We start from the raw sequence: 26,784 nt of genomic DNA, 5'->3' as shown, positions 1-26,784 counted from the left end.
GGAAGATCCTATCGAGGATACGAGTTCCAAGATTCCCCTATGTCTTGTAAGCGTGTCACACGCTGTGCATGCTGAGTACCGCTTACAAAACATCAGGAGAATTGAATGTTCGACTTCGGATCGCTTGCAAAAAACTCATCCTCGGAGGTGCCAGCCACCTTGCTCGAGCTTTTCAAGCAACTGGACCGTAAAACCACCCACACAAGCTTGCGTCCAGCTCAGGTTGCTGCTCTAGCCGCTTTGGATGTTCAACTAGATCACCACGATGTCATTATGAAGTTGAGCACCGGATCAGGTAAAACAGTGCTGGGCTTAGTATATGCAGAGATGATGAGACGGAAGTACAAGGGTGACCCTGTCGTCTACCTATGCCCAACTACGCAGCTGCTGGAGCAGGTTATGGTATCGGGGCAGGCCATCGGAGTGCCCGTTTCTACATTTCCTAGGAATGGGCTGCCTTATGATGCACTGAGCGGAGAAGCCGTCCTGGTCTGCACTTACGACAAACTATTCACGGCGAATTCAGTGTTTGAGTCTAATTCGATTCGACCTTCAACCATCATCATGGACGATGTGCACGCGGGCTCAGACCGGGTACGCAAGTCCTTCACGGTACAGGTGCCGCCCGAATACTTTGTTGTTCTGCGGAACCTACTCCGACCACTTTGTGAGCAAACGGATGCAGCAACGTGGGCGGGAATAGACCAAGGTGATCCAGGCTCTAGGTATGAAGTACCCTATTGGGTCTGGTCGCGTATCAGCGGCCAGGTAGCGCGGTTACTTGAGCCCGGCAAGGACGAGCCGCCCCTGTTGTTCACCTGGGGCAACATTGCCCGCTACATAGAACTCGCCCGGTGCTGCATTTCGGGAATAGGGGCAGAGATTGCACTCCAGATCCCACCTGTGGAAGACGTGCCAGCGTATGCTGGTGCCAAGCACCGCTTGTTCATGTCTGCAAGTATAAAGGACATCTCTGGCCTGATTTCTGTCTTAGGCTGTGATCCCGCTGCATACGCCAGGTTGATCGAGCCCATGGAGGATGAGGGAGCGGGCGAGCGCATGATCCTGCCGACTTCACTCATCAATCCCGAGAGTAAGAAACAGGATATCGCGGCTGCCTGTGCGCATCTGGCACAGTATACAAATGTCGTGGTGCTCACATCCTCGGCTGCGCAGGCCAAGACCTGGGAAGATACCGGAGCTGTTCTGGCGCAGGCCAAAGACGTAGATGTTGCTCTTGAGAAGCTTCGTACAACAAATAAGAACTACTACGTCTTTGCACAGCGATTTGACGGTGTCGATCTGCCTGATAATGCATGCCGCATCCTTGTGATCGATGGAGTGCCCAGTGGAGATCGGATCATCGATCAGGTCGATGCTTACCGGCAAAAGGATAGTCCCGAGTACGAGGTTCGTACTGTTAACAAGTTCGAGCAGGCTTTAGGAAGGGCTGTACGCTCCAGCGCGGACTACGCTGCGGTCCTTCTCGTTGGATCTGACATTGCCGCCTTCATCGGGCGAAAGAACGTGTCAACCTTGCTGGAAGACCGAACGCGTCTGCAAGTTGATCTCGGCCGGGAGCTTGCCAGCAAAGCTGGGCTTGGTGGAAAGCCAATTACTGCCATCATTGCCGAAATGGCCAGTGCATTACTTTCCCGGAATGAGGGCTGGAAAGATGCCCACAGGGCGCGCGTAAACGTGCAAGGTAAGAAACCTCGTCCAACAGCATTGACGGCGCATGAAGCGGCCGCACTGGCCTTGCGCGATGGATGGAGCATAGCAAAGGCGAAAAACTTTCAGGGGGCTGTCACGCGCCTTCGCGAGGCATCGAATGGCCCCCTGCATCCAATTCAGAAGGCAGAGCTTCTTTATTGGGTCGCGACATACCTGAACCAGTTTGACCCTGCCCAGGCTTCGGAGGCGTACAAGGCCGTGTTTGTCGGAAACACAAAGTTTCCACGGCCGGAGTTGGTCGCTGATCGCAAGTTCACTCGGCTCTCCGATCAAGCTGTTGCGGTTTGCCAATTGTTCAGTCCATACGACTCTGCGAACGCAGCGTTAGCTCGCTTGGACGAGGTGAAAGCGAAGCTTTCATTCGGGAATGTCGCTGAAATCGTTGAGCAGGGGCTGCATGAGCTAGGCAAGCTGTTGGGAGCAGAGAGCAGTCGACCGGAAAAGGAAACTGGCCGGGGACCAGATACGCTATGGCTATTCGACGATTGTGGTGCCTGTATCGAGGCGAAGAGCGAGAAAAAGGCACCAATCCACAAAACTGATGCTGCGCAGCTTGTATTGAGCACCCAATGGTGCGACGAACAAATCACAGCAGGTATGCCCAAACCGGTCCCGGTATTCGCTACGAACGTAACCGCTGCAGACCGCGTAGAAGATATCGCATACGGACCGCGACTGCTGAACGAAGCCACACTGATGGACTTGCTAGATCGACTGCGGAAGGTGATTCTTAGCTTAACTTACGATGGCCCCCTGTTTACTGACCCAGCCACCGTTGCCAAGAAGCTATCCGAGCAGGGTCTCAATGGTTCGTCCATCATCAGCAAGTTACCTGTGATGAAGTGATAAAGCAGAAACGTCCGGGGTAGGGGCCATCACGTTGGCCCCTTCCTGATGACGTTTGAACGCTATTTCACAGTTTGGCTGCCAAAATAAAAAAAGCTCCCTGCTTGAGGTGCCATGATGGACTTTACTGGAGAAAAAGCATTAGTTCTGGTCGCGAGGAAGTGCAAATGATCCCGAGAAAATTAACTCAAGCACTCAAGTGATGAAAAAAATTGTCTGCAGCACCCGAGGCAGTCAGCTTTCTATTAACAGCACACTAATGAGCTAAAATATTTAACGTCTACTTTTTGATACAGCTGTTAAAAAATGGCCTCCAAAATTGGAAGCCATTTTTTATTCACAAATTTCAGAGCAGCACTCTGCTTTCAGGAATAACTGAAAAACCCTGTAGTTATTATAATTAGGATAAATATCCAGTAGAATTACTCCACATTCAATACATAATTAAAGGGGCTTTCTATTATAGCTGATTTTCCATTACTTCAATATGGTGTTGTATGGAGTATTCCTTAATTTTCCCAAGGGTTGTTTTAGGATTAAGCTTCATATAAACTGCAGCCGCATTAGAGAAACTAAACCTAGGGGCCCCGCCACGAATGCCAGGGTATTTCATAATAAAATTTTGCAAAGCGGGCAATGCCTCGCCAATCTTCAATGCATTATCATTGGGCGGATTTGTAATCGTTCTTGAAAGAAAATGATTAATATAGATCGGTGCAATTCCAGAATGTGCAAGTACAGGATCTTCATAACTTAAGTGAATTGCAACAGCATACGCAGGCCCGCCACCTGCCTTTATATTCCTACCTGTAATTGTATAATCCCCAAACCCTACAAACCCCTGACTTAAATAATTTACATTTAAATCATAATAATAGTTACTGGGAGGAAAAGTCGCATTTGTAGAGGCCGCTACAAATCCATCCTTAATAATAACCTTTGAGCCTGGAAATGAACTTATATAGTTCGCAGGCACTGTCCCATCAATAAATACATTTAACACATTGAAATTCACACCCCCACCCCCCAGAGGAAGATGCGCGGAGGTGTGGATCAAAACCGGGGCAAAATTTAAATACTTATTAAGAAATACCTGAACTTCTGCTAACGTAGTGGAATCTACAATCTTAAAAGCAGGAATTAGCACCTTATCATTCAAATAGCCTAATAAATCTATGCTTGATTGAACTAGGTCAAAATTTCCAGCACTACCTTTATACTCAATTAGATTTGGATTAACTATTACAACAGTTGCATTTCCATCTTTCTTCAAAACTTTAAGAGCACGTGCTAAATCACCAAGTGATTTATTAACTGGCTCAAGAATTGGGAATATCTTACGCTTTATCGCAATCTTCTTTGATAAAGCCCGCAGGGCAAGGAGCTCATGCCGCTTCACATACATGTATGGAAAATACATATAAACCACCAATATGCAATTGATATTGCATAATTATACCACTTGCATCACGGTCTTTTCCATAGCTTGTAGTAGTCTTTCCTGCTGCCCGACGGACATCTCACCGGCCAAGCCTAACACCCGCAGAGATCTAGGTAAACAATTGATAAATTTAGACAATCCTGGAGTTTTGCCACGAATTTTCAAGCATTTCACCATTCCTAAGTGAGCCTGCTCCACCGTCAACTCAAGAAATTTCTCTTTGCATACACCATAAATTAGATGTGCCGGGACCTGAGGCTCGAAATCCTTAAGCTCCTTTAAGATTTTCAAATACTCTCCCTGCCGCAAACAATGAAAAATCGACAGTTGATCAATATTACTGATATTAGATTCCGGAGCTTTGATCATCTTCAACCTCATCTTATTATCTAAATAAATTAACCCAACAGTCTCATCTACTATCGCAGCAACCCTATCTATCCCCCCTTCGTGAGTTACGATATTTATCTTATCAAAAACTTTCTTATAGTCAGCGATTTGAGAGTTTAAACGATCAAAACTATCATATTCTGTCTTTATTTCATAAACACTCGAAGTACCATTTACAATGACAAGATCAGCCTTCGATTTATTAACTTGAAACTCCAAAATGGATGTCGTTGTATTTGGGCTATGTCTATTAATTGCTATTTTCGTCGCTATACTATTCTTGTATACATATTCATATCGATAGTGCTTTTCCAGCTCTGAATATAAGAAATTCAAAGCATCTCCAATTCTCATCCCAACACAATGAGAGCCATATGGACTACTAAATATTATGCGAGAAACGCGCTCAATCCAGCTATCAGTTCCACACTGTTCTATTATTGACTTATTAAAACAGCGCGAAACATCACGCCAATCCAATGACGATAAATTACTCATAACTCCTGAGCCTATTAATTAAAAATGAGTCTATCAAAATTTTCACCCATTTTTTTAAATTCAAGCCACATAAAACACTCGGTATAATAAATTTTCGTCATAAAACAACCATGCAACCTCACCTCGGCAGTAGCTGTGCAATTATAATAGCACCTTTGGAAAAGCGATCCAATAGACACCATTAAATTTAGTGCAGCAGCACTTGACCTTAAGCAATCTCTCGATATGTTAACTAATTTCTTTCCCAAGATCCTTTATCTTCACTCTTAGCCAATTATTAATATGGACTCCATTCCTTCCATGATGAATCTCCCTATGACAGTTTGGGCATAAGGCCGCCATATGATTAGGATGATCTAAGCCACCATCCGATAGCCTATTAATGTGATGTGGCTCCAGATATGGTGTACTGTCTTTAAGGCGTAAAAATGGAGCCGGCTTTTCACAGCACTCACAAAGTCCATTTGCTCTCGCTAATACATATTGCTTAATATCCTCACTGCGCCTGTAAACTAAGCGCTTAGCTTCATTTGAATTTAAATAATTATCTTGCATCCCTATAGCGCGCAAGGCGCGTTCTCGCAAAATATCAAGGGTGGGCTTTGTATAGTTTGCATGTGATTCTTGAATAGATAGTCCCTGCGCTTTAAGAATATCGATGCCTGCAGGTGCTAAAAGAAAGCGTATGACTTGTCTATCTTTCCCATTTTTATCGCCACCCCTATCATAAAAATGAGAAATGTAAATAAATTCTCCCATATACTCACAAGGCTGGCCATGACCCTGCGTTTTAAAAACATAAAGTGCACGGCCATCAAAAGTATGTGTAGCAATAGCCCTATTACCACGCACCATGACCATATCTCCCTCTTGGCCTTCACCTGTATAGGTTAGGAATCCATCCTCATCTATTTCATCTTGATAGCCATATTGTTCCCCAGAACTACCGGTAAAAATAAATACTGCAGCGGCTTGTTTAGAAGGTGCAATTCCACTTTGACCACTTCCACCATATATGCCTGTAATCTCCCTTTTCCGATAATAATCTCTACCCACGACAAAGTAAGGAATAACCTGCAGCGGTGGTACTAAATGTCTTTTCATTTACAAGTAAAACTATTCAAATTGTGACTTTTATTATTTTCGGTCACGGGGTACTAGATGGCGCGTTACAAGCTGCACTATGACATAGTGGAATACCTTCTCTTCTAGACCAATGTCAAGCTTAAGTACATATCGGCTACACTCTAGTCATTATCAAGCTTCACGACTCCCCATCTGCTCTACGCGTAACCCTCTTATCTCCGTTATATGTTGCATGCTGAATACGCATATTGAAACTGACATAGCTCATTGAATTTCCTTTGTTTTTTGGCTTTTCTACATACGTATTCACTTGCCAGCAGTCTCTTCTAGCTAGATAATCGCTGGGTACTGTTCAATAGCAGTACCGGGATTGGCGTCCCGAAGAATCTCGGCGGACTGCAGTGAAAGCTCCAGTCCTCACACCATTGCTACGTGCAATTTATGGCGGGCCTTGGTGGGAGCATCCTAGATGCGCCGGTTCCGAGATTCCGGTAACGCCAATCCCGCCATGTGCCTGCCACCCACCGATTGGCGTCGGAAACGCAGGCGAGCACTCAATCTCGGAGGGTTCTGCCAATGACCAGCATTTCCCGCAGTGCGTCTCACTCTGCCGTATCCCCCAGCCCTTTGCTCCGTTCCGGGGCGTCTGCCTCTTTGTCTCAGCCCAGCCTGCTGGCCATGCATAGGCTGCATGATGCCTTTGCCGCCTTGCAGGACCAGCTAGCCCGCAAGCCGCAGGCCTGCGCCCGCGTGCCGGCGGCGCAGCTGGCGCATCTGTGCCGCGACATTGAGGACGCGGTGGTGGAAACCATCTGCCACCTGGCCCACGGCCAGCTGGGCTTGCAGGCGCTGTTGGGCCTGCTATCCGCGCTGGGCGACGATGTGCGCCTGCCTTCCAGCCGCCTACAGCAGTTGTTGGCGCCGTTGGACAAGCGGATGGAAGCGTCGCTCAGCCGGCTCACCGGCGTGCTGTAAGCCGCTGCCGCCGCGGCCCATCCGGGCACGGCGGCCGCTGAGAACCCCGTGTTGGGGTGGGCAGCGGCGTGGCGGCACCTTGGGGGCGCACTCACCCATCGCGCCCCGCGCCGCCTGCGCATCAGGCATCTTCCGCCCTCGCCGCTTTCTTCGCCCCCGCACGGGACGCACTGACTTACCGCTCGCCCGCGCGCGTTGGCCTTTCCCCGGCCGCTGGCCGGACAGGCGCTGGCTCGCGCACGGGCGAGCGGACTTTCTCGCTGGAGGATACGCATGCACCACCCCACTGAATTTGCGCCGTTTGCCTTGCACATCCGCCCCCAGACGCATGGCCACGGACCACACCGCCATCTGCGGCCATCCCACCCAACCGCGCCACTGGCCAAGCTGAACCAGACCTTTGCCCAGCTGCAGGAGCAATTGGCCGATCCCGATCTAGCCAGCCTGCGCCAGCCCGTGGCGCAGCTGGCCCACCTGTGCCGGGAGATGGAGGACGCGGTAAGGGAATCCATCCCCCACCTGGCCCACGCGCAGCTGGGCCTGGAATCCATGATGGACCTGCTCTCATGCCTGGGCGACGACGTGCGCTTGCCGTCCAGCCGGCTGAAGGAGATGCTGGCGCCGCTGGATAAGCGCATGGACCCGCCGCTCCACTTGCTCACCCGCGCGCTGTAAGCGCCCAGCCCGCCGGGCCGGCGCGCGCAGGCCCGGCGGTTTCCGCTATCCAGTCATGGAGGAAAACGCATGTCCAACATCACCCCGTTTACCCCGCCCACACCCGGCAACGAACCCAATGCCGGCAAGCCAAACCATCGCCCCGCCACCGTGGCGGCGCTGGTGGAGCTGAACCAAATCATCGCCAAACTGCAAAACCCGCTCACCCGCCACAGCCCCTCCGCCCTGTGCCTGCTGGTGGAAAGGCTGGCGGAGCTCAACCAGGACATTGAGCAAACCCTCAGCGCCAGCAACCAAACCCTGGCCCGCGCCAGCGAAGGCATGCAATCGCTGCTGGACCTGCTGCGCATGGCAGACGGCACGCCACTCCCCGGCCGCCAGCTGTTCAGCCTGCTCACCCCGCTGCATCGGGAACTGCTGCTGGCCCGCCATCAGCTGATAGGCCGGGTGTAGCAAAAAGCCCACCCGGCCGGATGGCGGGGTGGGCTGTTTGCTTTGTGGACTGTTCCGGGTACGTGGACAAATCCCCGCCTTTCTGCGGAGCGGGCCATCGCCTTGCCGGATCAGGCGGCCTACTCGGCCTCGTCCGGGCCTAGGCTGACCAGCAGCGCGTCGGCGTTGACGATGTCGCCGACCTGGCAGTGCAGCTCGGCCACAATGCCGGCGCAGGGGGCGTACAGGCGGTTTTCCATCTTCATCGCCTCCACGATGGCCACCACCTGCTGGGCTTCCACCCGGCTGCCCGCCGCCAGCGGCAAGGCCACCACAGTGCCGGGCATTGGCGTGCGCACCTGCAGGCCGCCGCCGGCCTCCTGCTCGGCCTGTTCCGCCTGTTCGGCGCGCAGGGCCACGCGCTGGCCGCCGACGCTCAGCTCGACATCGTCGCCGCGCAGCAGCGCGTACCAGCGCCAGCCGTCCACCTCGCCCTGCCAGCGCTCGCCGGCGCCGGCCAGGCTGACGGCATGGCGCCGCCCGTCCACCCGCACCAGGGTCTGCTCGCCGTCGTGCTCAAGCAGCCAGGCCTGCCAGCGTTCGGCCCCGCTGCGGTAGGCCACCCGGCCCAGCGGCGCGTCCGGGTCCAGCGCGGCGCGGTCGTAGGCGCCGACGCCGCCCTGCCAGGGCGAGGCGGATTCGGCGCAGGCTTGCGCCTGGCGGATGGCGGCGACGCAGGCCACCCCGGCCGTGAGGCGGTTGGCCTCCGGCTCCGCCGCCAGCTCGTCCACCAGATGGGTGTGCAGCTGGCCGGCCTGCACCCGCGGCTCGCGCAGCAGCCGCTGCAGGAAGCCCAGATTGCTGGTCAGGCCCAAGAGCTCGGTGTCGCGCAGGCCAGTCTGCAATTGCGCCAGCGCCGCGGCGCGGCCGGAGCCGTGCGCGATCAGCTTGGCCAGCATGGGGTCGTAGAAGGCCGGCACCGCGCCGCCGTGGTCGAAGGCGGCGTCTACACGCAGCTGCGCCGGCCAGCGCGCGTGCAGCGCGGCGCCGGGCATCGGCGCGAACTCGCGCAGCGGGTCCTCGGCGTAGACGCGGCATTCGATGGCGTGGCCGTCGGAGCGGATGTCGGCCTGGGCCAGCGGCAGGCCCTCGCCGGCGGCGATGCGCAGCTGCCATTCCACCAGGTCCAGCCCGGTGATGGCCTCGGTCACCGGGTGTTCCACTTGCAGCCGGGTGTTCACCTCCAGGAAGTAGAAGCAGCCATCCGGCGCCAGGATGAACTCGAAGGTGCCGGCGTTGCGGTAGCCTATCGCCTGGGCGCCGCGCACGGCGGCCGACAGCAGCGCCTCGCGGGTGTCCGCCGGCAGGCCGCAGGCGGGCGCCTCCTCCACGATTTTTTGGTGGCGGCGCTGCAGCGAGCATTCCCGCTCAAACAGGTGCACGGCCGCGCCGCGGCCGTCGCCGAAGATCTGCACCTCCAGGTGGCGCGGCTGGGAGACGTAGCGCTCCACCAGCAGCCGGCCGTCGCCAAAGCTGGAACGGCCGATGCGCACGGCGGCGTCCACCGCCTCGCGCAGCCCGGCCTCGCTCCACACCACCTGCATGCCCTTGCCGCCGCCGCCGGCGGACGGCTTGAGTATCACCGGATAGCCGATCTCGGCGCAGGTCTCCTGGATCAGGCCGTAGGATTCGGTGGCCTCCGGCGAGCCAGGCAGCACCGGCACGCCGGCGGCCTCCATCAACTGGCGCGCGCGGGCCTTGTCGCCCATCTGGACGATGGTGTCCGCGTCCGGGCCGATGAAGACCAGGCCGGCCTCGGCCACCGCGCGGGCGAAGCCGGCGTTCTCCGACAGGAAACCGTAGCCGGGGTGGATGGCCTCGCAGCCGCTGCGCAGCGCGGCGTCTATGATGGCCTGGCCGTTCAGATAGCTGGCGCTGGCCGGGGCCTCGCCTATCCATTCGCGCGCGACGGCGCCCTGCAGATGGTCGGCTCCGGCGTCGGCGCTGGAGTGGACGGCGACAAACTCTATGCCCAGCCGCTGGCAGCTGCGGGCGATGCGGCGAGCGATCTCGCCGCGGTTGGCGATCAAAATTCGTTTGAACATGGGCTACATCCTGAAGACGCCAAAACGGGTTTCGCGGGCGGGAGTGGCGGCAGCCAGCGCCAGGCTGAGCGCCAGCCACTCTCGGGTTTGTGCGGGGTCGACGATGGCGTCCACCCACAGCCGGGAGGCGACGTACAGCGCCTGGCCCTGCCGTTCGTAGGCCTCGCGTATCGGCCGCTTGAAGGCCTCCTCCTCTTCCGCCGTCCAGCTCTTGCCCTGCTTTTCCAACTGCTCGGCGCGGATCAGCGCCAGCACGGTGGCAGCCTGCTCGCCGCCCACCACCGTGGTCTTGGCGTTGGGCCACATCGCCATCAGCTGCGGGCCGATGGAGCGGCCGCACATCGCCAGATTGCCGGCGCCGTAGCTGCCACCTATCAGAATGCTGAACTTGGGCACGCGGGCGCAGGAGGCAGCGTTGACCATCTTGGCGCCGTGCTTGGCGATGCCGCCGGCCTCGTACTCCGCGCCCACCATGAAGCCGTTGATATTGTGCAAAAACAGCAGCGGAATGCCGCGCTGGGAGCATATTTCGATGAAGTTGGCCGCTTTTTGCGCGCTCTCCGAGAACAGCACCCCATCGTTGATCAGTACGCCCACCGGGTAGCCGCCGATATGGCCGGTACCGCACAGAATGCTGGTGCCGAAGCGGGCGCGGTACTCGACAAAGGCCGAATCGTCCAGCAGCCGGGCCAGGATTTCACGCGCCGGAATGTGCTCGCGCGGATTGGCGCTGATGATGCCTGGCAGCTCGGCGGGATCGTGGCGCGGCGGCAGCGGCGCCTGCGGCGGCGCGTATTGCTTGCCGACGCCGCGGCGGGCGACGATGTCGCGCAGCAGCTGGATGGCGTGCTCGTCGCTGACCGCGTAATGGTCGGCCACGCCGCTGTCGCGGGTGTGGACGTCGGCGCCGCCCAGCGTCTCGGCGTCGACGATGACGCCGGTGGCCGCGCGCACCAGTTGCGGGCCGCCGAGGAAGATGGAGCCGTTGCCGCGCACGATGATGGTTTCGTCGCTCATCGCCGGGATGTAGGCGCCGCCGGCGGTGCATGAGCCGAGCACGGCCGAGATTTGTGGCAGCCCCAGCGCCGACATCTCGGCGATATTGCGGAAGATGCGGCCGAAATGGTGCTCGTCCGGAAAGATTTCTTCCTGCAGCGGCAGGTAGACGCCGCCGGAATCAACCAGGTACAGGCAGGGCAGGCCCAGCTCGCGCGCGATGTCCTGGGTGCGCAGATGCTTGCGCAGCGTCAGCGGATAGTAGGTGCCGCCCTTGACCGAGGCGTCGTTGGCGAACACCGCCACCGCGTGGCCGGAGACGATGCCGATGCCGGTGACGATGCCGGCGCAGGGCACCGCGTGGTCGTAGACTTGGTGGCCGGCCAACTGGCCTATCTCCAGAAACGGTGTGCCGGGGTCCAGCAACAGCGACAGCCGCTCGCGCGGGGACAGCTTGCCCTTGGCCGCCTGCTTGGCGCGGGCCTCGGCGCCGCCGCCCTGCAAGGCGGCGTCGCGGGCGGCGGCGATCTGCCCGCGCAGCAGGCTATAGGCCGCCATATTGCGCTCATAGGCCTCGCCGCTGGCAGGGAGGCGCGATTCGATTCGAGACATATCCGATTCCTTACGTCAGGCCGCGCGCAGGCGCGCCTGGAACAAAACTTGCAGAAGAGTGATCAGGCCGAGCGCGGCCACCGCCAGCGTCCAGGCGCCATTGTGGTGCAGCAGCACCGAGGCGGTGGCGGCGATGCCAGCCAGGCCTTGCTGCAGGAAGCCGCACAGCGCCATCGCGTGGGCGCCGTGGTCCTTGGCGTCGCTGACTGCGGTGGCCATGCTGTTGGGGAACAGCACCGCCTGGCCGAAAATGGTCAGGCAATACAGGCCGATGAACAGCAACAGGCCGGGCCTGGCCTGCAGCACGCCCAGGTGCCAGCACAGCAGCATGGCGACGGTGGCCGCGGCCATCAGCAGCGCGCCGGTCCGCATCAGCTTCTTGCCGCCCAGCTTGGCGACGGTGCGGTTGACCACCATCGCGCCGCTGAAATAGGCCAGGCCTATCAGCAGGCCGACGTTGCCGAAGCTAGCCACCGCCAGGCCGAAGTGCTCCTGGAACACGAAGGGGCTGACTTCCTGCAGCGTCACCGTGGTGGCGAAGCCCAGGCCGCCGGCGCAGGCCGGCAGCACAAAGCCAGGCCGGCGCAGGATCTGCCAGTAGGGGCTGCCGCCGTGGCGCGCGGCCGCCGGCCGGCCGCCTTGCAGCGGCAGGCTCATGCTCAGCAGCGCGGCCAGGGTGCCGGTGGCAGCCATCAGCACGAAGCCCACCTGCCAGTGGCTGTATTCGCCGATCAGCCCGCCGATGAACTGGCCGCCGCCCAGCGCCGTGATGAAGGCGATGGACAGCACCGACAGCCGGCGCGCCAGCTCGTCGCCGCTCCAGTTGTCGCGGACGATGATGCGGGCGATGATGGCAGCGCCGCCGGCGGCGATGCCCTGCAGCACCCGCAGCGCCAGCAGCTCGGCGGCGCTGCCGACGGCAGCCAGCAGCGCGCTGCAAAGCACGAACAGCGCCAGCGAAACCAGCAGCGGGCCGCGGCGGCCCCAGCGGTCGGCGGCCGATCCCCAGAACAGCACCGGCAGCGCGGCGCCGACGACGAAGCCGGAGATAGACATCTCCACCAGGCTCTGGCTCATCGCCAGCTCGCGCATCACCGCCGGCAGCGACGGCAGGTAGACGGTGGTGGCCATCTGCGCCATGAACACGATCAGGCAGCACAACACCATCACCCGCGCGGCCGGACGCGCCGCCTCCCGCGGGGCGACGGCGGTCTGAGCGGACGCCTTACTCATGACTGGCTCGCAGCTGCTTCAGGCAAGCGCCGAAGCGCTCGATCTCCGCCGCAGTCATATTGGCGCGGATCATGATGCGCAGGCCGGCGCGGCCCTTGGCGATCACCGGGAAGAAGATGGGCGAGGTGTAATAGCCGTCTTCCAGCAGGCTCTTGGCATACAGGATGGTGCGCTCTTCCGAGCCGATGGAGACGAAGCGGATCGGCAGCGGATCGCCGCTGTTTTCCGATTCCACGTGCTGGTCGAACAGGCGGATATTGTCCTGCAGCTTTTGCTGCAGCGCCGGCAGCTCGGCGGACTTGTGCACCGCCACCGACTCGATGATGGCGCCCAGACCAGCGGTATTGATGCGCTGCGACCAGGTAACCGGGCCGCCGAAGCGAGTGGCCAGCTTGCGGCGTTCGCCGTCGCCGCGCGGTCCCAGGAAGATGGCGCCGCCGGAGGCGCCGAAACCCTTGTTCAGCGAGGTGACGATCAGCGTGCGGTCATTGATCGCGCCCATCTCCTCCAGCACCAGGCCGCGGCCCAGATGGCCCAGCGTGGACAGGCCGTGCGCCTCGTCGAAGAACAGGAACAGGCCGTACTTGTCCTGCAGCGCCAGCAGCTCTTTCACCGGCGCCATGCCACCGGTGCTGTAAACGCCGTCGGCAACATAGGCAACGCGGGCATGCGTCTTGCACAGGTCTTCCAGCGCGTTCAGATCGTTGTGCCGTATGGTTTGGATCTCGGTCTCGTCGGCGCAGATCGGCTTCATCATGTTCAGGCAGAAGTGGGCGTTCTTGTCGAACACCATCAGCGGCGCCACGTCGCCGGTCAGGGCGCCGGAAGCCAGCAACGGCAGCGTGGCGGCGGCCGCGGCGGCGCAGGACGGCACCGTCAGCGTCTCGGCATCCACCAGGCTGGCCAGCGCCTCTTCCGCCTGCTGCAGGATGTCGAACTGCACCCGGATGCGCGAGATGGAGGTGTTGAGCGAGCCGGTGTTAATCACCGCGTCCGCCGCGGCGCGCAGGATGGCCGGGTGAGAGTCCAGCCCCAGGTAGGAGTAGGACGACATATTGGTGAATTGCCGGCCGCTGGCCACCGCCTCATGACGGCCGTTGCCCAAGTTGCGGGTGGCGATATTGGCCATGCCGGCCGCGGTGGTGACATCCCAGAAGCTGTTGCTCAGCTGGATGGCCTTTTTGATATTGGTGTATTGATGCATCGTCTGTAGCCCCATCTTGTGTTGATTGAAACGATTTGCGCTTCCCGCGCTGCCCTTATGCGCGGCCGCTGCGAAAAGGCTTGCCCCCGGATCTGATGTCGGGTGGCATATGAATTGCTCTTATATTACTTAAAAATAAAATACTTCATAGAACTATACCGAATGCATATTATCAGCATGCAAGCAGAAATTAAAGCGAACGTATGATTTTTGGCATAGCTTCGTTGGAGTGAGCGCAACAGGACGCGCGTGGCCGGCCATCTGGCGGCAAGATGCGGGAATCAGGCAGGTGAGAACGCCAGGCAGTGGAATGCCGACGAGGCCGTGGCGCGGCTTGAGGAGGGACAGGCCGGCAAGCTGGCAGCCTGCGCCAAGCGTTTTTCACCAAAACCATGTGCAACCACCGCCAGCAAAAGTCACTCCCCGGCAGCCTTGCCCTGGATAACTGCAAACTCATCCGCGGCTGGATGCAAGACCGCACAGACAAAATGCTGATGCTGGCGGATGGCTATCAGATTTACGCCATTGCGCTTGGCGACAAGATTCGACTAATAGACACCTCCACGATCAATGTGGATTGCAAGACTGGAGTTGACCCCATTCCGTGGGCACATCATTGTTTGTGTTCAAGGAGCCCAAGATGTCTAAAGTCCGACCGCCTTACCCCGCCGCATTCCGTCAGCAGACAGTCGAGCTCGTTCAGGCGGGACGCTCTCCCGCCGAGCTTTCCGTGAGTTCGGCGTTACCGCCCAGTCCATCATCAACTGGATTGGCCAGGCTGCCGTTGATGCCGGCAAACCTCTGCCCGGCAAGGACCGCCTGATCACGGCCGAACGCGAAGAGTTGGTGCGGCTGCGCAAGCAACTACGCCAAGTCCAGATGGAGCGCGATATCCTGGCAAAGGCTACCGCCTGGTTTGCCGGTCGCAGCGACGCGACCACCAACAAGTCTTCCGACTCGTAATGGCAAATCAAGCCAATTTCCCCGTGCGCGCCATGTGCCGCACTCTTGGCGTCTCCGCCAGCGGTTTCTATGCCTGGCGTGAGCGCCCACCTGCTGCTCGTAGCATCGCCAATGCCGTCATGACCGAACGCATCCGTCAAATTCATCGGGACGCCTACCCGTCTTACGGCATGCCGCGCGTGCGTGCGTGCTGAATTGCTGGAACAGGGCGTCTGTATCAGTCGGCAGCGCGTGGCATGTCTCATGCGTGACGCGGGCATTCGTGGCATCAGCAAACGACGTGGCTTTACCGTGACGACCCGGCGCGACAAGCGCCAGGCAGCAGCCAACGATCTGGTCAATCGGCGCTTCCACGCCAGCAGACCCAATCAGTTGTGGGTGGCGGATATGACCTATGTGCCGACCTGGGCCGGCTTCTTGTATCTGGCGGTGGTCATCTCTGGAGCCATCATGTCGTCGGTTGGGCCATGGGAGAGCATATGACCACTGACCTGGTGTTGATGGCGTTGAACATGGCGCTGGAGCAACGCAGACCTGGTGGCGTCATTCACCACTTGGACCAGGGTAGTCAATACACAAGCTTGGCTTTCGGCGAGCGCTGCCGGCAGATGAAGGTACGACCTTCAATGGGAACGCTAGAGACGCCTACGACAATGCAATGGCGGAGAGTTTCTTTGCCAGTCTGGAAGGTGAGCTGATTGAACGTAACAGCTTCCGCAGCAAGGTAGAGGCGCGGATGGCGGTGTTTACCTGGATTGAGGGTTGGTACAACCCCAGACGCCGCCATAGTGGTCTGGGCTATCTCTCGCCGATGAACTTCGAAAGAAGCTGCGCCGCGCTGTTTGATGTGACAGATGAGGTCAATGCAGAGGTGACGAGAGCCTGAAATGATTTGAAAATCAAACCACCAACCGTCCATGGAGTTGGGTCAACTTCATACCTATTTACCCGACGACGCTTGGTATCGGAAGTCTTCCGGTAACCTCCCCCTCATCTGCCCTTTTTACCATTCCCTTCTTTGGACCAGACGCCAGGCGGCCACCCGTCCTTCTACCATCCTCGACGCAGCACACAGCAAAAACATGGATCGGAATTCGCTCAGGAGACCGAGATGAAAAACCTAGGCAAACGATTCACGCTGGCGGTATCGGTGTGGATCATGCTGGCCAATGTTCAAGCGGCAAGCGCACAGGATTGCCCAAGCTGGACATCCGGCGTCATGTACCGGCAAGGAGAACAGGTGCTATATCTGTCGCGCGCCTTTACCGCCTTGCGCGATCACACAACGCCCACTGGGGCCAACTGGAATCCGCTAGACGCCACGTCGCTATGGCGCCATGGCGGGCAGTGCGCCAATGCCCTGCCGCACCCCTGCGGCGCCAACTGGCGCGAGGGGCAGGTGTATCTGGCTGGAGACGTGGCCAAATACCAAAACCAGCCCTACACCGCGCTCGCCAATCATTTGGCCCGGGTCGGCGCCAACTGAAATCCCGCCCAGGCCCCATCGTTGTGGCGGGCTGGCGGCATGTGCCAGCCTGTGGCTCTGGCACTGGACGAAATCGCCAGCCCATCCAGCCTGTTCAGCTTCCATCTTCCCGCTGGCGACACTGCGCTGAAGATTGAGCAGGTATCCGGCCCCGCCTTGCTGTCTGTTCACCCCCAAAGCGGCAGCAAGGTCAATCTGATAACCGGGCCGGACAGTGGCAAACAGGAAATAGTCAGGTTGCGGATACAAGGACGACAGCGACAATATCTGGCGAGCTTCGGCCAGCTCACCCTAATCGGCCAGAGTCACGATTCGATGCTAGAGCCGGACGAAGGCGGCAAAATGGATGATCTTTCGGATCTCGCCGTCCTGCCATCCGCCACCACGCTGGGGACGACGCTGTCGGATCAGGCCGGCCCGCAGACCATCGCCCTGCGCTCGCCCAGCAACCGCCGGCTATCGTCCTTGCTCGCCACGCTGGACAATGGCAAAGACGCATTTGATCTGGGCGAGCACATCACGCTGCAAGGCAATGGCCAGATCACGCTGCACACCGCCAAACTCAAACCGTTGCTGCTCCCCGGCCGCCTGCATGAGCTTTTCCTGTCCGGCTGGGATAGCCAGGGGGGAAGCTTCAATCAATCGTTTTACTTTTACTACGCAAGCAACCGCATCCACGGTCAGTTAAAACAAGGCAACGCGCAAACGGCTGCGGAGCTGCAAAATGCGGTAGTTGCGCTACGCGGCTTTGGCAACCGGTTGAGCTGGGTCAGCCGCCTCTCTGCCGACGGGCGATTTGATTTTGGAACCGTCCCGATCGACAACTATCTGGTAGAGCTGGTCGATCCCGATGAACGCCACTCAGCCAATGCGCTCTTCCTGGTGAAAAATCCGGGACAAACCATTTTTGTGCCGCTGGAGCTGGCACAGCCCAATAGCGCGGCAAAAGTACGCATTCGCCCGCTTGGGTTGGACAACACCCCGCTGAAGCGCCCCTCGCCCTCTAAATCCAGGAAAGTAGCCATGCCGCCACGGGCCTTCAATAGCCAGGGTTTGGGTTTGGTCATCGTGGCTAGCGCTCAGGAAAACGTCACGGAACAGCAGGAAAAAGAAGTCTCCATTCCCGTAGGCGTCAACAAAATCAACATCCAGGCCATAGTGCATACCAACGAATACCCGGACTACAGCTCCTCGCCTGGCAACCAGTTCAACGACTCCTGGCGTTACTGGTGGAGATGCGCTGGCCAGCAATACCATCAGGCGGGACAGGTAAACAACAGCCACAGCAATAGAACCGTACGGCAATTCAGCCATAACCTGTCCCTGGATCCTAAACGCACCGCGCCGGCTCTGTGCCGGATAGGGGCTGCGGCGGTCAATATCGGCGATAGCATCGTCACCACCAGCGTCCACGTCCAGATTCAAGGCGAGCGTTTTTCCATCGACAAGTTTGAATACAAGAATGGGCTTTGGCTTGACGATTCCCGCGGCGGCAACCAGCACTACAACATGAGCCTGCCGACCCAACTGGGCCCGCAATTCGGCATCAAACGCCCCTGGGCCATGGAAATAACATATAGCCCCGCGGATACGCCCATTCGCAAAGTCGGGCTGGATCTGCGCTATGACGGCAAACGTCTGCCGCTCACCAAAGATGCTTCCTTCTCCCTAAGCCGTCCCGGCCTGCTGAAAGTCAGCTACGCGGCTACCCAGCCTTTGCCGCTGCAACCCGTTGCCGGCCTCGCCCAGCGGGAAGCCGTCCTGTACTCGGACACGGATGGGGTTGAGCACAGCACGCAGCCGCAGGCGATGGCATTCCCGCTCACACGCAAAGACGCATTCCAGCCGCTGTTTGAAATCCGCAATGTGCTCAACCTGCCGGAAAACCGCCGTTATGGCCCACGCGACGATGCGACAGGCGGAGATGGCTGGCTGCGCAACGACATGCTGAACCTGCTGGGCGCGCCCCCCATTCTTCCTCTGCTGGGTGACATTTCCGGCGAGCATGGCTGGCAGGATGCGGCTGGCAAAGCCATGGGAGCGCATAGCACGCACAAAGGCGGCTACGACGCCGACTTGCGCTATTGGGACGAAAACGGCCGCTGGGATGGGCCGATGCGCGGCGACAGCAATGGGGCGGAAATCGCACGCGTGGTGCAGGCCGCCAGGGCGGAGGTGAAAAACGGCGCTCCCGCGCAGCCCAATCTGAACCGGCTGGTCAACTGGGTCCGCTGGAACCGCAGCCAATTGAGCGCGCTGGAAAGCCGGCTCGGCCCGCAACTGCGCAAAATATATGTCGGCGACACAATCTGGTTTGCCCGGTCCTTACTGGAAGGGCGCTTCCCGGATAGCGTTGACATTCCGCGCCACCGCATCATCCAAACAGATGCGGGCACGCGGCATGACCATCCACCTCACAGAAATTGCCAGCACCCCCGCGGCTGACCGCGCCCGCCGACGAATCGCCCAAGTGCGCGGTAGTCGCCTTGCGTTCGCATGCCTAGTCCAGCACCCAGCGGCCATCCACCAGGCGCGTGTTCCAGCCGGCGTGGTCGGCGTGCGGGTGGGTCAGCAGCACATGGTTCACCTCGCCCGGCTGGATGCCCAGCATCGCGAGACGCTCCAGAAACGGCGTGGGCAAGCGGTGGAACATGGCGCTGAATGGCCGCTCTTTGCCATTGCCCAGACCGGTATCGATCAGGAACACCTTGCCGCCCAGCTCCACCACCCAGACGTGCACGCTCAAGCGTGTGATTTCCAACAGACTCCTTGGACGTAAAAAAGTCCAGGTCAGCAACATAGAACAATGGCATTCAGGTGTGTAAAGTATTCCTTTTGCTCAGGCAAACACATCTCAATACATCACTCCATGGAAAGGACAGGTCAAGCCGTCCTGGCAGGAGTGAAACAGCAAGGCGCGGCAGAATACATGGCACTCTCTTTAGCAGACAAAGTACTGCGCTATTGGCATAGCATTGAATTTTTCACTCATTTTGATTTGGAAAACACCATAGACGAGGCCAGGGAAAGCAAACGGCCGGAATTTCATCTGGACAGCCACGCGATACTGGACAATTGTTGGCAGCGATACCAGCAACGAAAATGGGATGTGTATCTGGCGGTTTTCGATACAGGACATGCCTGCCGCCAAGTCGCGGAACTGGTTAACGGCATGGATATCAGCAAGCTGATCCGACAGCGCGATGAGGAGATGGAGCCTGAAGGCCGGACTTGTTTTGCCAAGCTGCCGATCAGCTCAGACGGCGTGCCAAATTTCAAGAACCTCAGCGTTTCCACCCTGCCTTGGGCGCTGGGGAAATTGCTCCAAGGCGAGCTGGGCTCGCTATGCGCGGAAAGCTTTGAGCAGGCTGTCGAGGATTTGCGCCACCAGCTGGCATCCAGCTGGTCCTGCCTGGAAGAGCCTGAGTTCACAGCAGACTACCTGCAACAACTGGTGGCCATTGTGCGGCAATGGGCGGGAGATCCCGTAACGCTAACTTCTCCGGCCTGGATAGATATAACCGGCAAGCCGGAAAAAAAAGCGGCTTCCAGCCATGAGGCGCCGCCGCCGGGGAAAAGCGACACGGATGATGCGAATGAGGAAAACCTCCCCGTTCCCGACGAGCTGCCCATCCTCAACAGCTTCTATTTTCATGACCTGGTCTTTGCCCAAACGTCATTGCAACGCCAGCAGGCGCCAAATCCGCTCGAAACCTACTTGCGGTCCGAGGCCGTGCCCAAACTGGACCTGGAAAGCCCCGCAGGGGAAGCCCATATCCGCAACAGCCTGGATCCGCAAAACTTCAATGCCGGACGCTGGCCGTCCTCCCCCCATTTACTGCAATCCTTGATGCAGCAGTTTGCCCTGAACAAACTGCTGGCCTTGCCTATCGGCGGGATCATGTCTGTCAACGGCCCGCCAGGCACCGGAAAAACGACTCTGCTGCGCGACCTGATTGCCGATCTCATCATCCAGCGCGCAACGGCAATGAGCAAACTGCACAAGGCGGCGGATGGCGTCAGCCACCAAACAGCGGCCATTGTCTTTGGCAACGGCACACAGCACACCATCCCGCTGCTGATCCCCGCACTGACCGGCTACGAAATAGTCGTCTGCTCCACCAATAATGGCGCAGTGGAAAACCTCTCACTGGAGCTGCCGCAACAAGAGGCGCTGGCGGAACCCTACCGCACCAGCCTGCAATACTTCCAGCCCGTTGCCACCAAATACGCCGGCACCCAGAAAAACCTTGCCTGGAAAACGCCAGCCAAGCCGGTATGGGGATTGATTTCCGCCGCGCTGGGCAACTCGGCCAATCGCAAACGCTTTGGCGATATCTTTGGTTATCGCGCCATTCAGCCCGACCAGAAGCCCGCCGAGCAGTTTCTGTCAAAAATCAAAGTAAACATGGATAGCTGGGAAGCGGAAGGAGCAATGAGCTTTTGGCGTTTCCGTGAAACCGCCGGCAAATCGGCGCCAAACTTTTACCAAGCCAAACAACGCTTTAAACACGCCAAGCAACAATACGAGACATATCTGGAATCGCTCTCCCAGCTTCGCCGACAATGGCTGGAGATCCTGCAGCTCTGGGAAAGCATAAGCCGAGACCTCATCTCCTTGCCCCCCTTGAACGCCGATGAGGAAAGCCGAGTCTTGCTGAGCGAACTCGATTTGCAAATCCATGCGCTGGCCAATAGGCAAATGCAACAGGAGCAGACACTGGGACCCAGATGGCTGCGCTGGCTATTCAAATGGCTGCGCCAAGCGGACTATCGGCAATGGCTGACCACCAAACACCAGGCCACGCAAATAAAGGCGCTGCATGCCGCATTGCGCCTGCTACAACGCCTGCAGGAAAAATGCGGGCCGGTGCAACTGTGCGATGGCAAGCCACTGGATAGCGCGCGCAACCAGGAAAAAACCTTTTGGCAAGGCTCCGCATACAACCAGCGCCGCAGTGAACTCTTTATCGCCGCGATGGAGCTGCATCAGGCATTTGTGCTGGAGGCCACCAGTACTACAACCCTGTTCGCCATGAACAGCCTGCTCAGTAAACGGATAAGTTCGGGGCCAGCTATCGCGCTGTGGCAATGGTTTTTCCTGCTGACACCGGTAGTATCCAGCACCTTTGCCTCCGTCCGGCGCCAATTCCGTGGCGTGGATGCCGGCAGCCTGGGTTGGCTGGTGGTGGACGAAGCGGGCCAGGCCGTGCCGCAAGCGGCAGTTGGCGCCATTCTTCGCTCCCAACGCACGGTGGTGGTGGGTGACCCGCTGCAAATTGAGCCGGTCGTCACCATGCCCAGCAAACTGGTAGACAAGTTGGGCGAGTATTGGCTGCAAGATCAAGCCCGCCATTACGCTGTCAACCTGCAATCGGTGCAAACCCTGGCAGACCGCGCGCATGGCTACGGCGTCAGACACCCCCATCAGGAAGACCAATTTATCGGTATCCCTCTGGTGGTGCACCGCCGCTGCGATAATCCGATGTTCGAAATCGCCAACACCATCGCCTACCGCAATCGCATGAAACACGGCAAACCGGGAAAGATTAGCCCGCATCCAATACTTGGTCTTAGCGACTGGTGGAGCGTGCCGGGCCACGCCACCGAAAGCAAATATGTGGCCGAGCAAGGTGAACGCGTGTTTGCCGCGCTGATCAAGCTTTATCTGGCAGAGGTAGCGCAAGGCAAAAACACTTTACCGGATGTCTATGTGATCACTCCATTTCGGGAGGTGAAGAATGGCCTGCTCAGGCTGCTGCTAGACAAAAAGCAATGGCAGCAACGCCTGAGCAAACATAATCTGCCGCCGCCATCCAAGCTATCGGACTGGCGCAACAATATCGGCACCGTGCATACCTTTCAAGGCAAGGAAGCAGACATCGTTCTGTTTGTCTTGGGATGCGACCAAACCCGCATGGGAGCAGTCGCCTGGGCCGCCAGCCAACCCAATCTACTGAATGTGGCGCTTACCCGGGCCAAAAAACACTGCTATATCATTGGCGACAAGACATTATGGAGCGGCCAGCGTTACTTTGACGTCGCCGCTGCCAAGCTGGCCAAGGCAGCCACTCAAGCACCTGTAGCGGCCAACGTCAGTGGCTAAGTTCGCCATTTTCGCCCTTGCATTCGGCCCGCCCCTGATGACCTTGCGAGATCGCCCAGACAAGGCCGGGGTCACGGTAAAAACTGCAACAATCGCCAACAAAGACCTGGCCGCGCAGGCGAAAAACCAGGACAGCGGCGTGAACCGTTGCCCTGGTTTTTTTGTCGCCGCGCAGCCTTGACCCCTGCGGGTTTACAGCCTGAACCGCCCGATCAGCGACTCCAGCTCCTCGCCCAGCCGCGCCAGCGCCACGGTGGCCTGCTGCGCCTGGTGGATGGAGCCGTCGGTCTGCAGCAGCATGGTGTGGATGTTTTCGATATGGCGGGCGATTTCCTGGCTGGCGCTGGACTGCTCGGCGGTGGAGGCGGCGATGTCGCCCACCGACTGCACCACTTGCTGCGCGTGGCCGCTGATTTGCTGGATGGATTGCGAGGATTCGCCGGCCAGCCGCACGCCCTGGTCCACCTGCTGCAACACGCCGCCCATGCTGTCGGACGCCTGGGAGGTGTCCTGCTGGATGGTCTGGATCACGCCGGAGATTTCCAGCGTGGCCTTGGCGGTGCGTTCCGCCAGCTTGCGCACTTCGTCGGCCACCACCGCGAAGCCGCGCCCCTGTTCGCCGGCGCGCGCCGCCTCGATGGCGGCGTTGAGCGCCAGCAAATTGGTCTGGTCGGCAATGTCGCGGATCACCGACACGATGCCGGAAATCTGGTCCGAGCGCTGCTGCATGCCGCCCAGCACCTCGGCCAGCGTGCGCACGGTGCCCGCGATGCGCCCGATCTCCTGCGCGGTGGCGTCGACATTGGCGGCGGCCTGGCCGGACAGGGCGTCGGCCTCGCGCGCGCGCTGTTCCGCCAGCCGCGCCGATTCGGCGATGTGGGTGACGCTTACCGATAGCTGCTCCACGCTGGCGGCGGTGGCGTTGGCGGCTTCGGCCTGGCGGGCGGAGCTGCCGCGGATCTGGTCCACCTCGCCGGACAGCTGGCGCACCGAACCCAGCACGTCGCCGGCGTGGCGGCGCACTTCCAGCATCATGCCGCGCAAGGAGCCGGTGAAGGTGTTGAAGGCGCGGGCGGCCTGGCCGATCTCGTCGCGGCTGGCGATGGACAGCGCGCGGGTGAGGTCGCCGCTGCCGGAGGCCAGCTCGCTCATCGCCGATTGCAGCCGGCCCAGCGGGCGCAGCAGCTGGCTCAGCGTCGCGCCCAAGAGCAGCAGGATCAGCGCCAGAATGCCCAGGCTGATCAGCGCCGATTGCCAGCTGGCCGCGCGCACCGGAGCGAAGGCCTCGTCCAGCGGGATGGAGATGCGCACCGCCCACGGCATGCCGGCCTCGCCTATGCTGATGGGCATGATGAAGTGGCGGTAGCCGTTAGCGCTTTCGTATTCCGCCGGCTGGCCGTTCTTGATCGCCGCCTTGGCCTCGGCCGGCAGATCGGCCGCCGGCTTGCCGTTGAGCGCCGGCTCGCGGCCGGCTAGTTGCACGCCGCCGTTGGAATACAGGCTCATGAAGCCGTTCTGGTAGGGTTTGACCTTGGCCGCCATCTCCTGCAGATGGCCCAGCGCGATGTCGCAGCCGGCAACGCCCAGCACCTTGCCATTGAGGATCAGCGGGAAGGACAGCGTGCCCATCAGGATTTTCACGTCCGGGTCGACATAAGGTTCGGTTAGCATCGGCTTGCCGGTCTTGCGCGGTTCGGTGTAGTAGGCGCTTTCGTCTACGCCGTCGCTGCCCCACACCACGTCCACCTTGCCGCCCTTGCGGAACCAGTACACGCCGTAGCGGCCGGTGTGGTCGTTCTCCGGCTTGCCGGCCAGTTCCGCGTCGCGGCCGTCGAAAGCGTTGGGCTCCCAGTCCACCCAGTAACCCACCGCGTCCGGATTGTTGGGCAGCTGGCGGTGCACCACCTCGGACAGCAGCGAACGGCCGTTGGCCGGCAGCGCGGCCTTCACGCCCACCGCCGCCTCCGCCATCGCCTGGGCGGAGTCGTAGGTTTTGCCCAGCATCCGCTGCACCCGGCCGGCCTCGCTGTCCGCCAGCAGGCGGGCGTGGTCCAGCACGGCGTTTTCGGCATTGCGGTAGCTGTTGTAGATATTGGCGCCGGCCAGCACGGTAAAGCCGATCAGGATCAGCAGGCCGGAACCGGCCAATATCTTGCCTTTGATGGTGGTAATCATTCATCTCCCTTTGCCTGGCCAGGCGCCGCATGCGCGGCGGACGCGGACGGCAGATGCCAGCCCTGCCATATAGCATTTGCACGTTTCTTGATGGCGCGACCGTCTGACGGCATGCCCCAGCCCCGAAGGTAACGCAGCGCGCGCCGCGGCACAAAGGAAGGATTACCGCGACGGCCCGCCGGGGCCAGCTACCAACAGGCGCGCTTGAACAGGCTGAGCTGGTTGACGCGGAACAGCCGCGCCGGGCGCTGGCTGCCGCCCTGGAACTGGTCGGTGGCCAACAGGATGTCAGCCTGGTCGGCGGATTCGCCCGGATGGGCCTCCGCTACCTTGATCCCCAGCCGCGAGCGGAAGGTGCTGCGCGAAACCGTTTCGCCAAAAATCTGCTCGTATGTGCGCTGCAACTGGGTGAGGGTGAACAACTCCGGCAGCAGCCAACACGGCAGCGTGGAGTAGCTGGCCTTGTTGCACACCCGCCGCACCGCCTCGCGGATCTGCTCCGCATGGTCGAAGGCCAGGTCCGGCAGGCCATCCACGTCATGGAAGTGGAACACCTCGTCACCGGCCTGGCGCAGCTCCTCGTAGGGCATCAGCGCCACATGAGAAATCGCCACCGACCAGCCGCGCGGATCGCGCTGAGGTCCGGCAAAGGTGCGCAACTGCTCCAGGTAACGCGGCTGCAATCCGGTTTTCTGTTTCAATACCCTGTAGGCAGTGGCTTCGATGGAACCGTCCTTGTCCACATGCACATAGCCGCCCGGCAAAGCCAGGCAATCCTGAAACGGCCCGCGGGCGCGCCGGTGCAGCGCCACCTGCAGCTTGCCCTGGTGCAGGGAGAGCAGGACGACGTCGACGCTGACATTCGGCGTGGTGCGCATGGAAACCTCGATATTGGACAGAGCTGCGGCATTTTCCCTCAGATAGTTGCAAAGTTCAACTAAGAGTGGATATACTGGCTCCTGTTAGTTGAAAATTACGACTAAGGGTGGAGAAATGATCACGATTTCGGTTTTGACCCAGGACGGCGGCCAGCGCGCTCTGCAGATGGATAGCCTGGTTTTCCCCGGCGGGGAGGTCCAGGTGACAGTGGAGCAGGGCGCGCCGGCGAGCGCGCTGCGCATCCACGCCCACCTGGACAGCTCGCAGACCATCATGACCCTGCTGATGGCCACCGACGCGCTGCGCCGCGCCTATCCCGGCCTGCCGCTGGATCTGTTCATGCCTTATGCGCCCTATGCCCGCCAGGACCGGGTGGCCAACCTGGGCGAGGCGCACGGCGCCAAGGTGTTCTGCAATTTGATCAACGCCCAGAGCTACCGCCGGGTGGTGATTCAGGACCCGCACAGCGATGTGGTGACCGCGCTGCTGGACCGGGTGGAAGTGGAAGATCCGCTGCCGGCGCTGCGCCGGGCGCTGGAAATCATCGGCCCGGCCACGCTGGTGGCGCCGGATGCCGGCGCGCGCAAGCGGGTGCAGAAGTTGGCGCAGCAGCTGGGCTGCCAGGCGGCCTTCGCCGACAAGATCCGCAATACCCGCACCGGCACCATCACCGGCAGCGAACTGTCCGGCCCGCTGCCCGCGGGACCGCTGCTGATCGTCGACGACATCTGCGACGGCGGCCGCACCTTCACCGAGCTGGCCGCCGCCATCGCCGCGCGCCAGCAGCAAGAAGGCCTGGCTGCCCCGCTCTATCTGTATGTCACCCACGGCATCTTCAGCAAAGGGCTGGATCCGCTCTTGGCCCGCTTCCAGCAAGTCTTCGCCCGCAACGACTGGCGCGGCGACGCCCGCTGCCAGTTGGTCTGACATCCCATCTTCAGGAGAAAA

Annotated in this window: 22 protein-coding genes; 12 read left to right on the top strand and 10 right to left on the bottom strand. The window is 59.4% G+C overall.

The annotated features are described in order from the left end of the window. The first annotated feature begins 105 nt into the window (after nt 1–105). Nucleotides 106–2,580 (top strand): DEAD/DEAH box helicase family protein, encoded by a 2,475-nt coding sequence (locus BI344_RS05255; RefSeq protein WP_071111859.1) that lies wholly within the window; start codon nt 106–108, stop codon nt 2,578–2,580. 460 nt (nt 2,581–3,040) lie between these two features. On the opposite strand, the gene BI344_RS23705 is transcribed toward BI344_RS05255, so the two are convergent. From BI344_RS23705 to BI344_RS22695, 3 genes are all read right to left on the bottom strand, one after another. Beyond that, nucleotides 3,041–4,000, bottom strand: coding sequence for a sce7725 family protein (locus BI344_RS23705; protein WP_139166892.1), 960 nt, complete (start codon nt 3,998–4,000; stop codon nt 3,041–3,043). A 33-nt stretch (nt 4,001–4,033) separates the two neighbouring features. Beyond that, nucleotides 4,034–4,909: a sce7726 family protein gene (locus tag BI344_RS23700; protein WP_139166891.1), complete on the bottom strand. Its 876-nt coding sequence runs from the start codon at nt 4,907–4,909 to the stop codon at nt 4,034–4,036. Nucleotides 4,910–5,137: 228 nt separating this feature from the next. After that, nucleotides 5,138–6,013, bottom strand: a complete 876-nt coding sequence (locus BI344_RS22695) for an HNH endonuclease (RefSeq protein ID WP_206600325.1) — start codon at nt 6,011–6,013, stop codon at nt 5,138–5,140. A gap of 558 nt (nt 6,014–6,571) precedes the next feature. On the opposite strand from BI344_RS22695, the gene BI344_RS05240 reads away from it, so the two are divergent. From BI344_RS05240 to BI344_RS05230, 3 genes are all read left to right on the top strand, one after another. Further along, nucleotides 6,572–6,970, top strand: a complete 399-nt coding sequence (locus tag BI344_RS05240) for a DUF1484 family protein (protein ID WP_083370073.1) — start codon at nt 6,572–6,574, stop codon at nt 6,968–6,970. Nucleotides 6,971–7,243: 273 nt separating this feature from the next. Then, the gene (locus BI344_RS05235; RefSeq protein WP_071111857.1) at nt 7,244–7,645 is read left to right on the top strand and encodes a DUF1484 family protein; all 402 of its coding nucleotides are present in this window, start codon (nt 7,244–7,246) and stop codon (nt 7,643–7,645) included. Between the two features lie 69 nt (nt 7,646–7,714). Further along, complete coding sequence (locus BI344_RS05230; protein WP_071111856.1) at nt 7,715–8,098, top strand: DUF1484 family protein; 384 nt, start codon at nt 7,715–7,717, stop codon at nt 8,096–8,098. Nucleotides 8,099–8,217: 119 nt separating this feature from the next. Here BI344_RS05230 and BI344_RS05225 read toward each other — a convergent pair whose 3' ends face one another. From BI344_RS05225 to BI344_RS05210, 4 genes are read right to left on the bottom strand one after another with little or no spacing between them, the layout of a single operon-like run. Continuing rightward, a complete protein-coding gene (locus tag BI344_RS05225) occupies nt 8,218–10,182 on the bottom strand; it encodes an acetyl/propionyl/methylcrotonyl-CoA carboxylase subunit alpha (protein WP_071111855.1) in 1,965 nt (654 codons plus the stop codon). A 3-nt stretch (nt 10,183–10,185) separates the two neighbouring features. Next, entirely contained in the window at nt 10,186–11,790 is a 1,605-nt protein-coding gene (locus BI344_RS05220; protein WP_071111854.1) for a carboxyl transferase domain-containing protein, read from the bottom strand. Between the two features lie 15 nt (nt 11,791–11,805). After that, the gene (locus BI344_RS05215) at nt 11,806–13,023 is read right to left on the bottom strand and encodes an MFS transporter (protein WP_071111853.1); all 1,218 of its coding nucleotides are present in this window, start codon (nt 13,021–13,023) and stop codon (nt 11,806–11,808) included. Next, a complete protein-coding gene (locus tag BI344_RS05210; RefSeq protein WP_071111852.1) occupies nt 13,016–14,227 on the bottom strand; it encodes an 8-amino-7-oxononanoate synthase family protein in 1,212 nt (403 codons plus the stop codon). The genes BI344_RS05215 and BI344_RS05210 overlap by 8 nt, the downstream gene beginning before the upstream one ends. Nucleotides 14,228–15,373: 1,146 nt before the next feature. On the opposite strand from BI344_RS05210, the gene BI344_RS26065 reads away from it, so the two are divergent. The 5 genes from BI344_RS26065 (at nt 15,374) to BI344_RS05190 (ending at nt 19,121) form a co-directional block, all read left to right on the top strand. Beyond that, entirely contained in the window at nt 15,374–15,673 is a 300-nt protein-coding gene (locus BI344_RS26065) for a hypothetical protein (RefSeq protein ID WP_277620421.1), read from the top strand. Continuing rightward, nucleotides 15,658–15,888, top strand: coding sequence for a DDE-type integrase/transposase/recombinase (locus BI344_RS26060; protein ID WP_420912598.1), 231 nt, complete (start codon nt 15,658–15,660; stop codon nt 15,886–15,888). The genes BI344_RS26065 and BI344_RS26060 overlap by 16 nt, the downstream gene beginning before the upstream one ends. After that, a complete protein-coding gene (locus BI344_RS26055; protein ID WP_277620425.1) occupies nt 15,789–16,076 on the top strand; it encodes an integrase core domain-containing protein in 288 nt (95 codons plus the stop codon). Before BI344_RS26060 ends, BI344_RS26055 begins: the two co-directional genes overlap by 100 nt. 225 nt (nt 16,077–16,301) lie before the next feature. Further along, nucleotides 16,302–16,676, top strand: coding sequence for a carbohydrate-binding protein (locus BI344_RS05195; protein ID WP_071111851.1), 375 nt, complete (start codon nt 16,302–16,304; stop codon nt 16,674–16,676). Nucleotides 16,677–16,727: 51 nt separating this feature from the next. Beyond that, nucleotides 16,728–19,121: a hypothetical protein gene (locus BI344_RS05190; RefSeq protein WP_139166890.1), complete on the top strand. Its 2,394-nt coding sequence runs from the start codon at nt 16,728–16,730 to the stop codon at nt 19,119–19,121. 55 nt (nt 19,122–19,176) lie between these two features. Here BI344_RS05190 and BI344_RS05185 read toward each other — a convergent pair whose 3' ends face one another. Continuing rightward, nucleotides 19,177–19,437 (bottom strand): MBL fold metallo-hydrolase, encoded by a 261-nt coding sequence (locus BI344_RS05185; RefSeq protein WP_204378016.1) that lies wholly within the window; start codon nt 19,435–19,437, stop codon nt 19,177–19,179. Between the two features lie 108 nt (nt 19,438–19,545). Between BI344_RS05185 and BI344_RS05180 the strand changes: the two genes are divergently transcribed. Beyond that, on the top strand, nt 19,546–22,782 hold the full coding sequence (locus BI344_RS05180; protein ID WP_206600324.1) for a DEAD/DEAH box helicase: 3,237 nt from the start codon (nt 19,546–19,548) through the stop codon (nt 22,780–22,782). Then, nucleotides 22,775–22,963, top strand: a complete 189-nt coding sequence (locus BI344_RS05175; RefSeq protein ID WP_071111848.1) for a hypothetical protein — start codon at nt 22,775–22,777, stop codon at nt 22,961–22,963. Before BI344_RS05180 ends, BI344_RS05175 begins: the two co-directional genes overlap by 8 nt. Nucleotides 22,964–22,974: 11 nt before the next feature. Here BI344_RS05175 and BI344_RS05170 read toward each other — a convergent pair whose 3' ends face one another. Together BI344_RS05170 and BI344_RS05165 are read right to left on the bottom strand one after the other, a co-directional pair. Continuing rightward, the gene (locus BI344_RS05170) at nt 22,975–24,957 is read right to left on the bottom strand and encodes a methyl-accepting chemotaxis protein (protein WP_071111847.1); all 1,983 of its coding nucleotides are present in this window, start codon (nt 24,955–24,957) and stop codon (nt 22,975–22,977) included. Nucleotides 24,958–25,145: 188 nt separating this feature from the next. After that, nucleotides 25,146–25,835, bottom strand: a complete 690-nt coding sequence (locus BI344_RS05165) for an NUDIX hydrolase (protein ID WP_071111846.1) — start codon at nt 25,833–25,835, stop codon at nt 25,146–25,148. A gap of 115 nt (nt 25,836–25,950) precedes the next feature. Here BI344_RS05165 and BI344_RS05160 point away from each other — a divergent pair, with 115 nt between their 5' ends. Next, nucleotides 25,951–26,763 (top strand): phosphoribosyltransferase family protein, encoded by an 813-nt coding sequence (locus tag BI344_RS05160; protein WP_071111845.1) that lies wholly within the window; start codon nt 25,951–25,953, stop codon nt 26,761–26,763. The last annotated feature ends 21 nt before the right edge of the window (nt 26,764–26,784 follow it).

It is taken from the genome of Chromobacterium sphagni, assembly GCF_001855555.1.
GTDB lineage: Bacteria > Pseudomonadota > Gammaproteobacteria > Burkholderiales > Chromobacteriaceae > Chromobacterium > Chromobacterium sphagni.
This window is presented reverse-complemented; position numbering and strand designations above follow the sequence as displayed.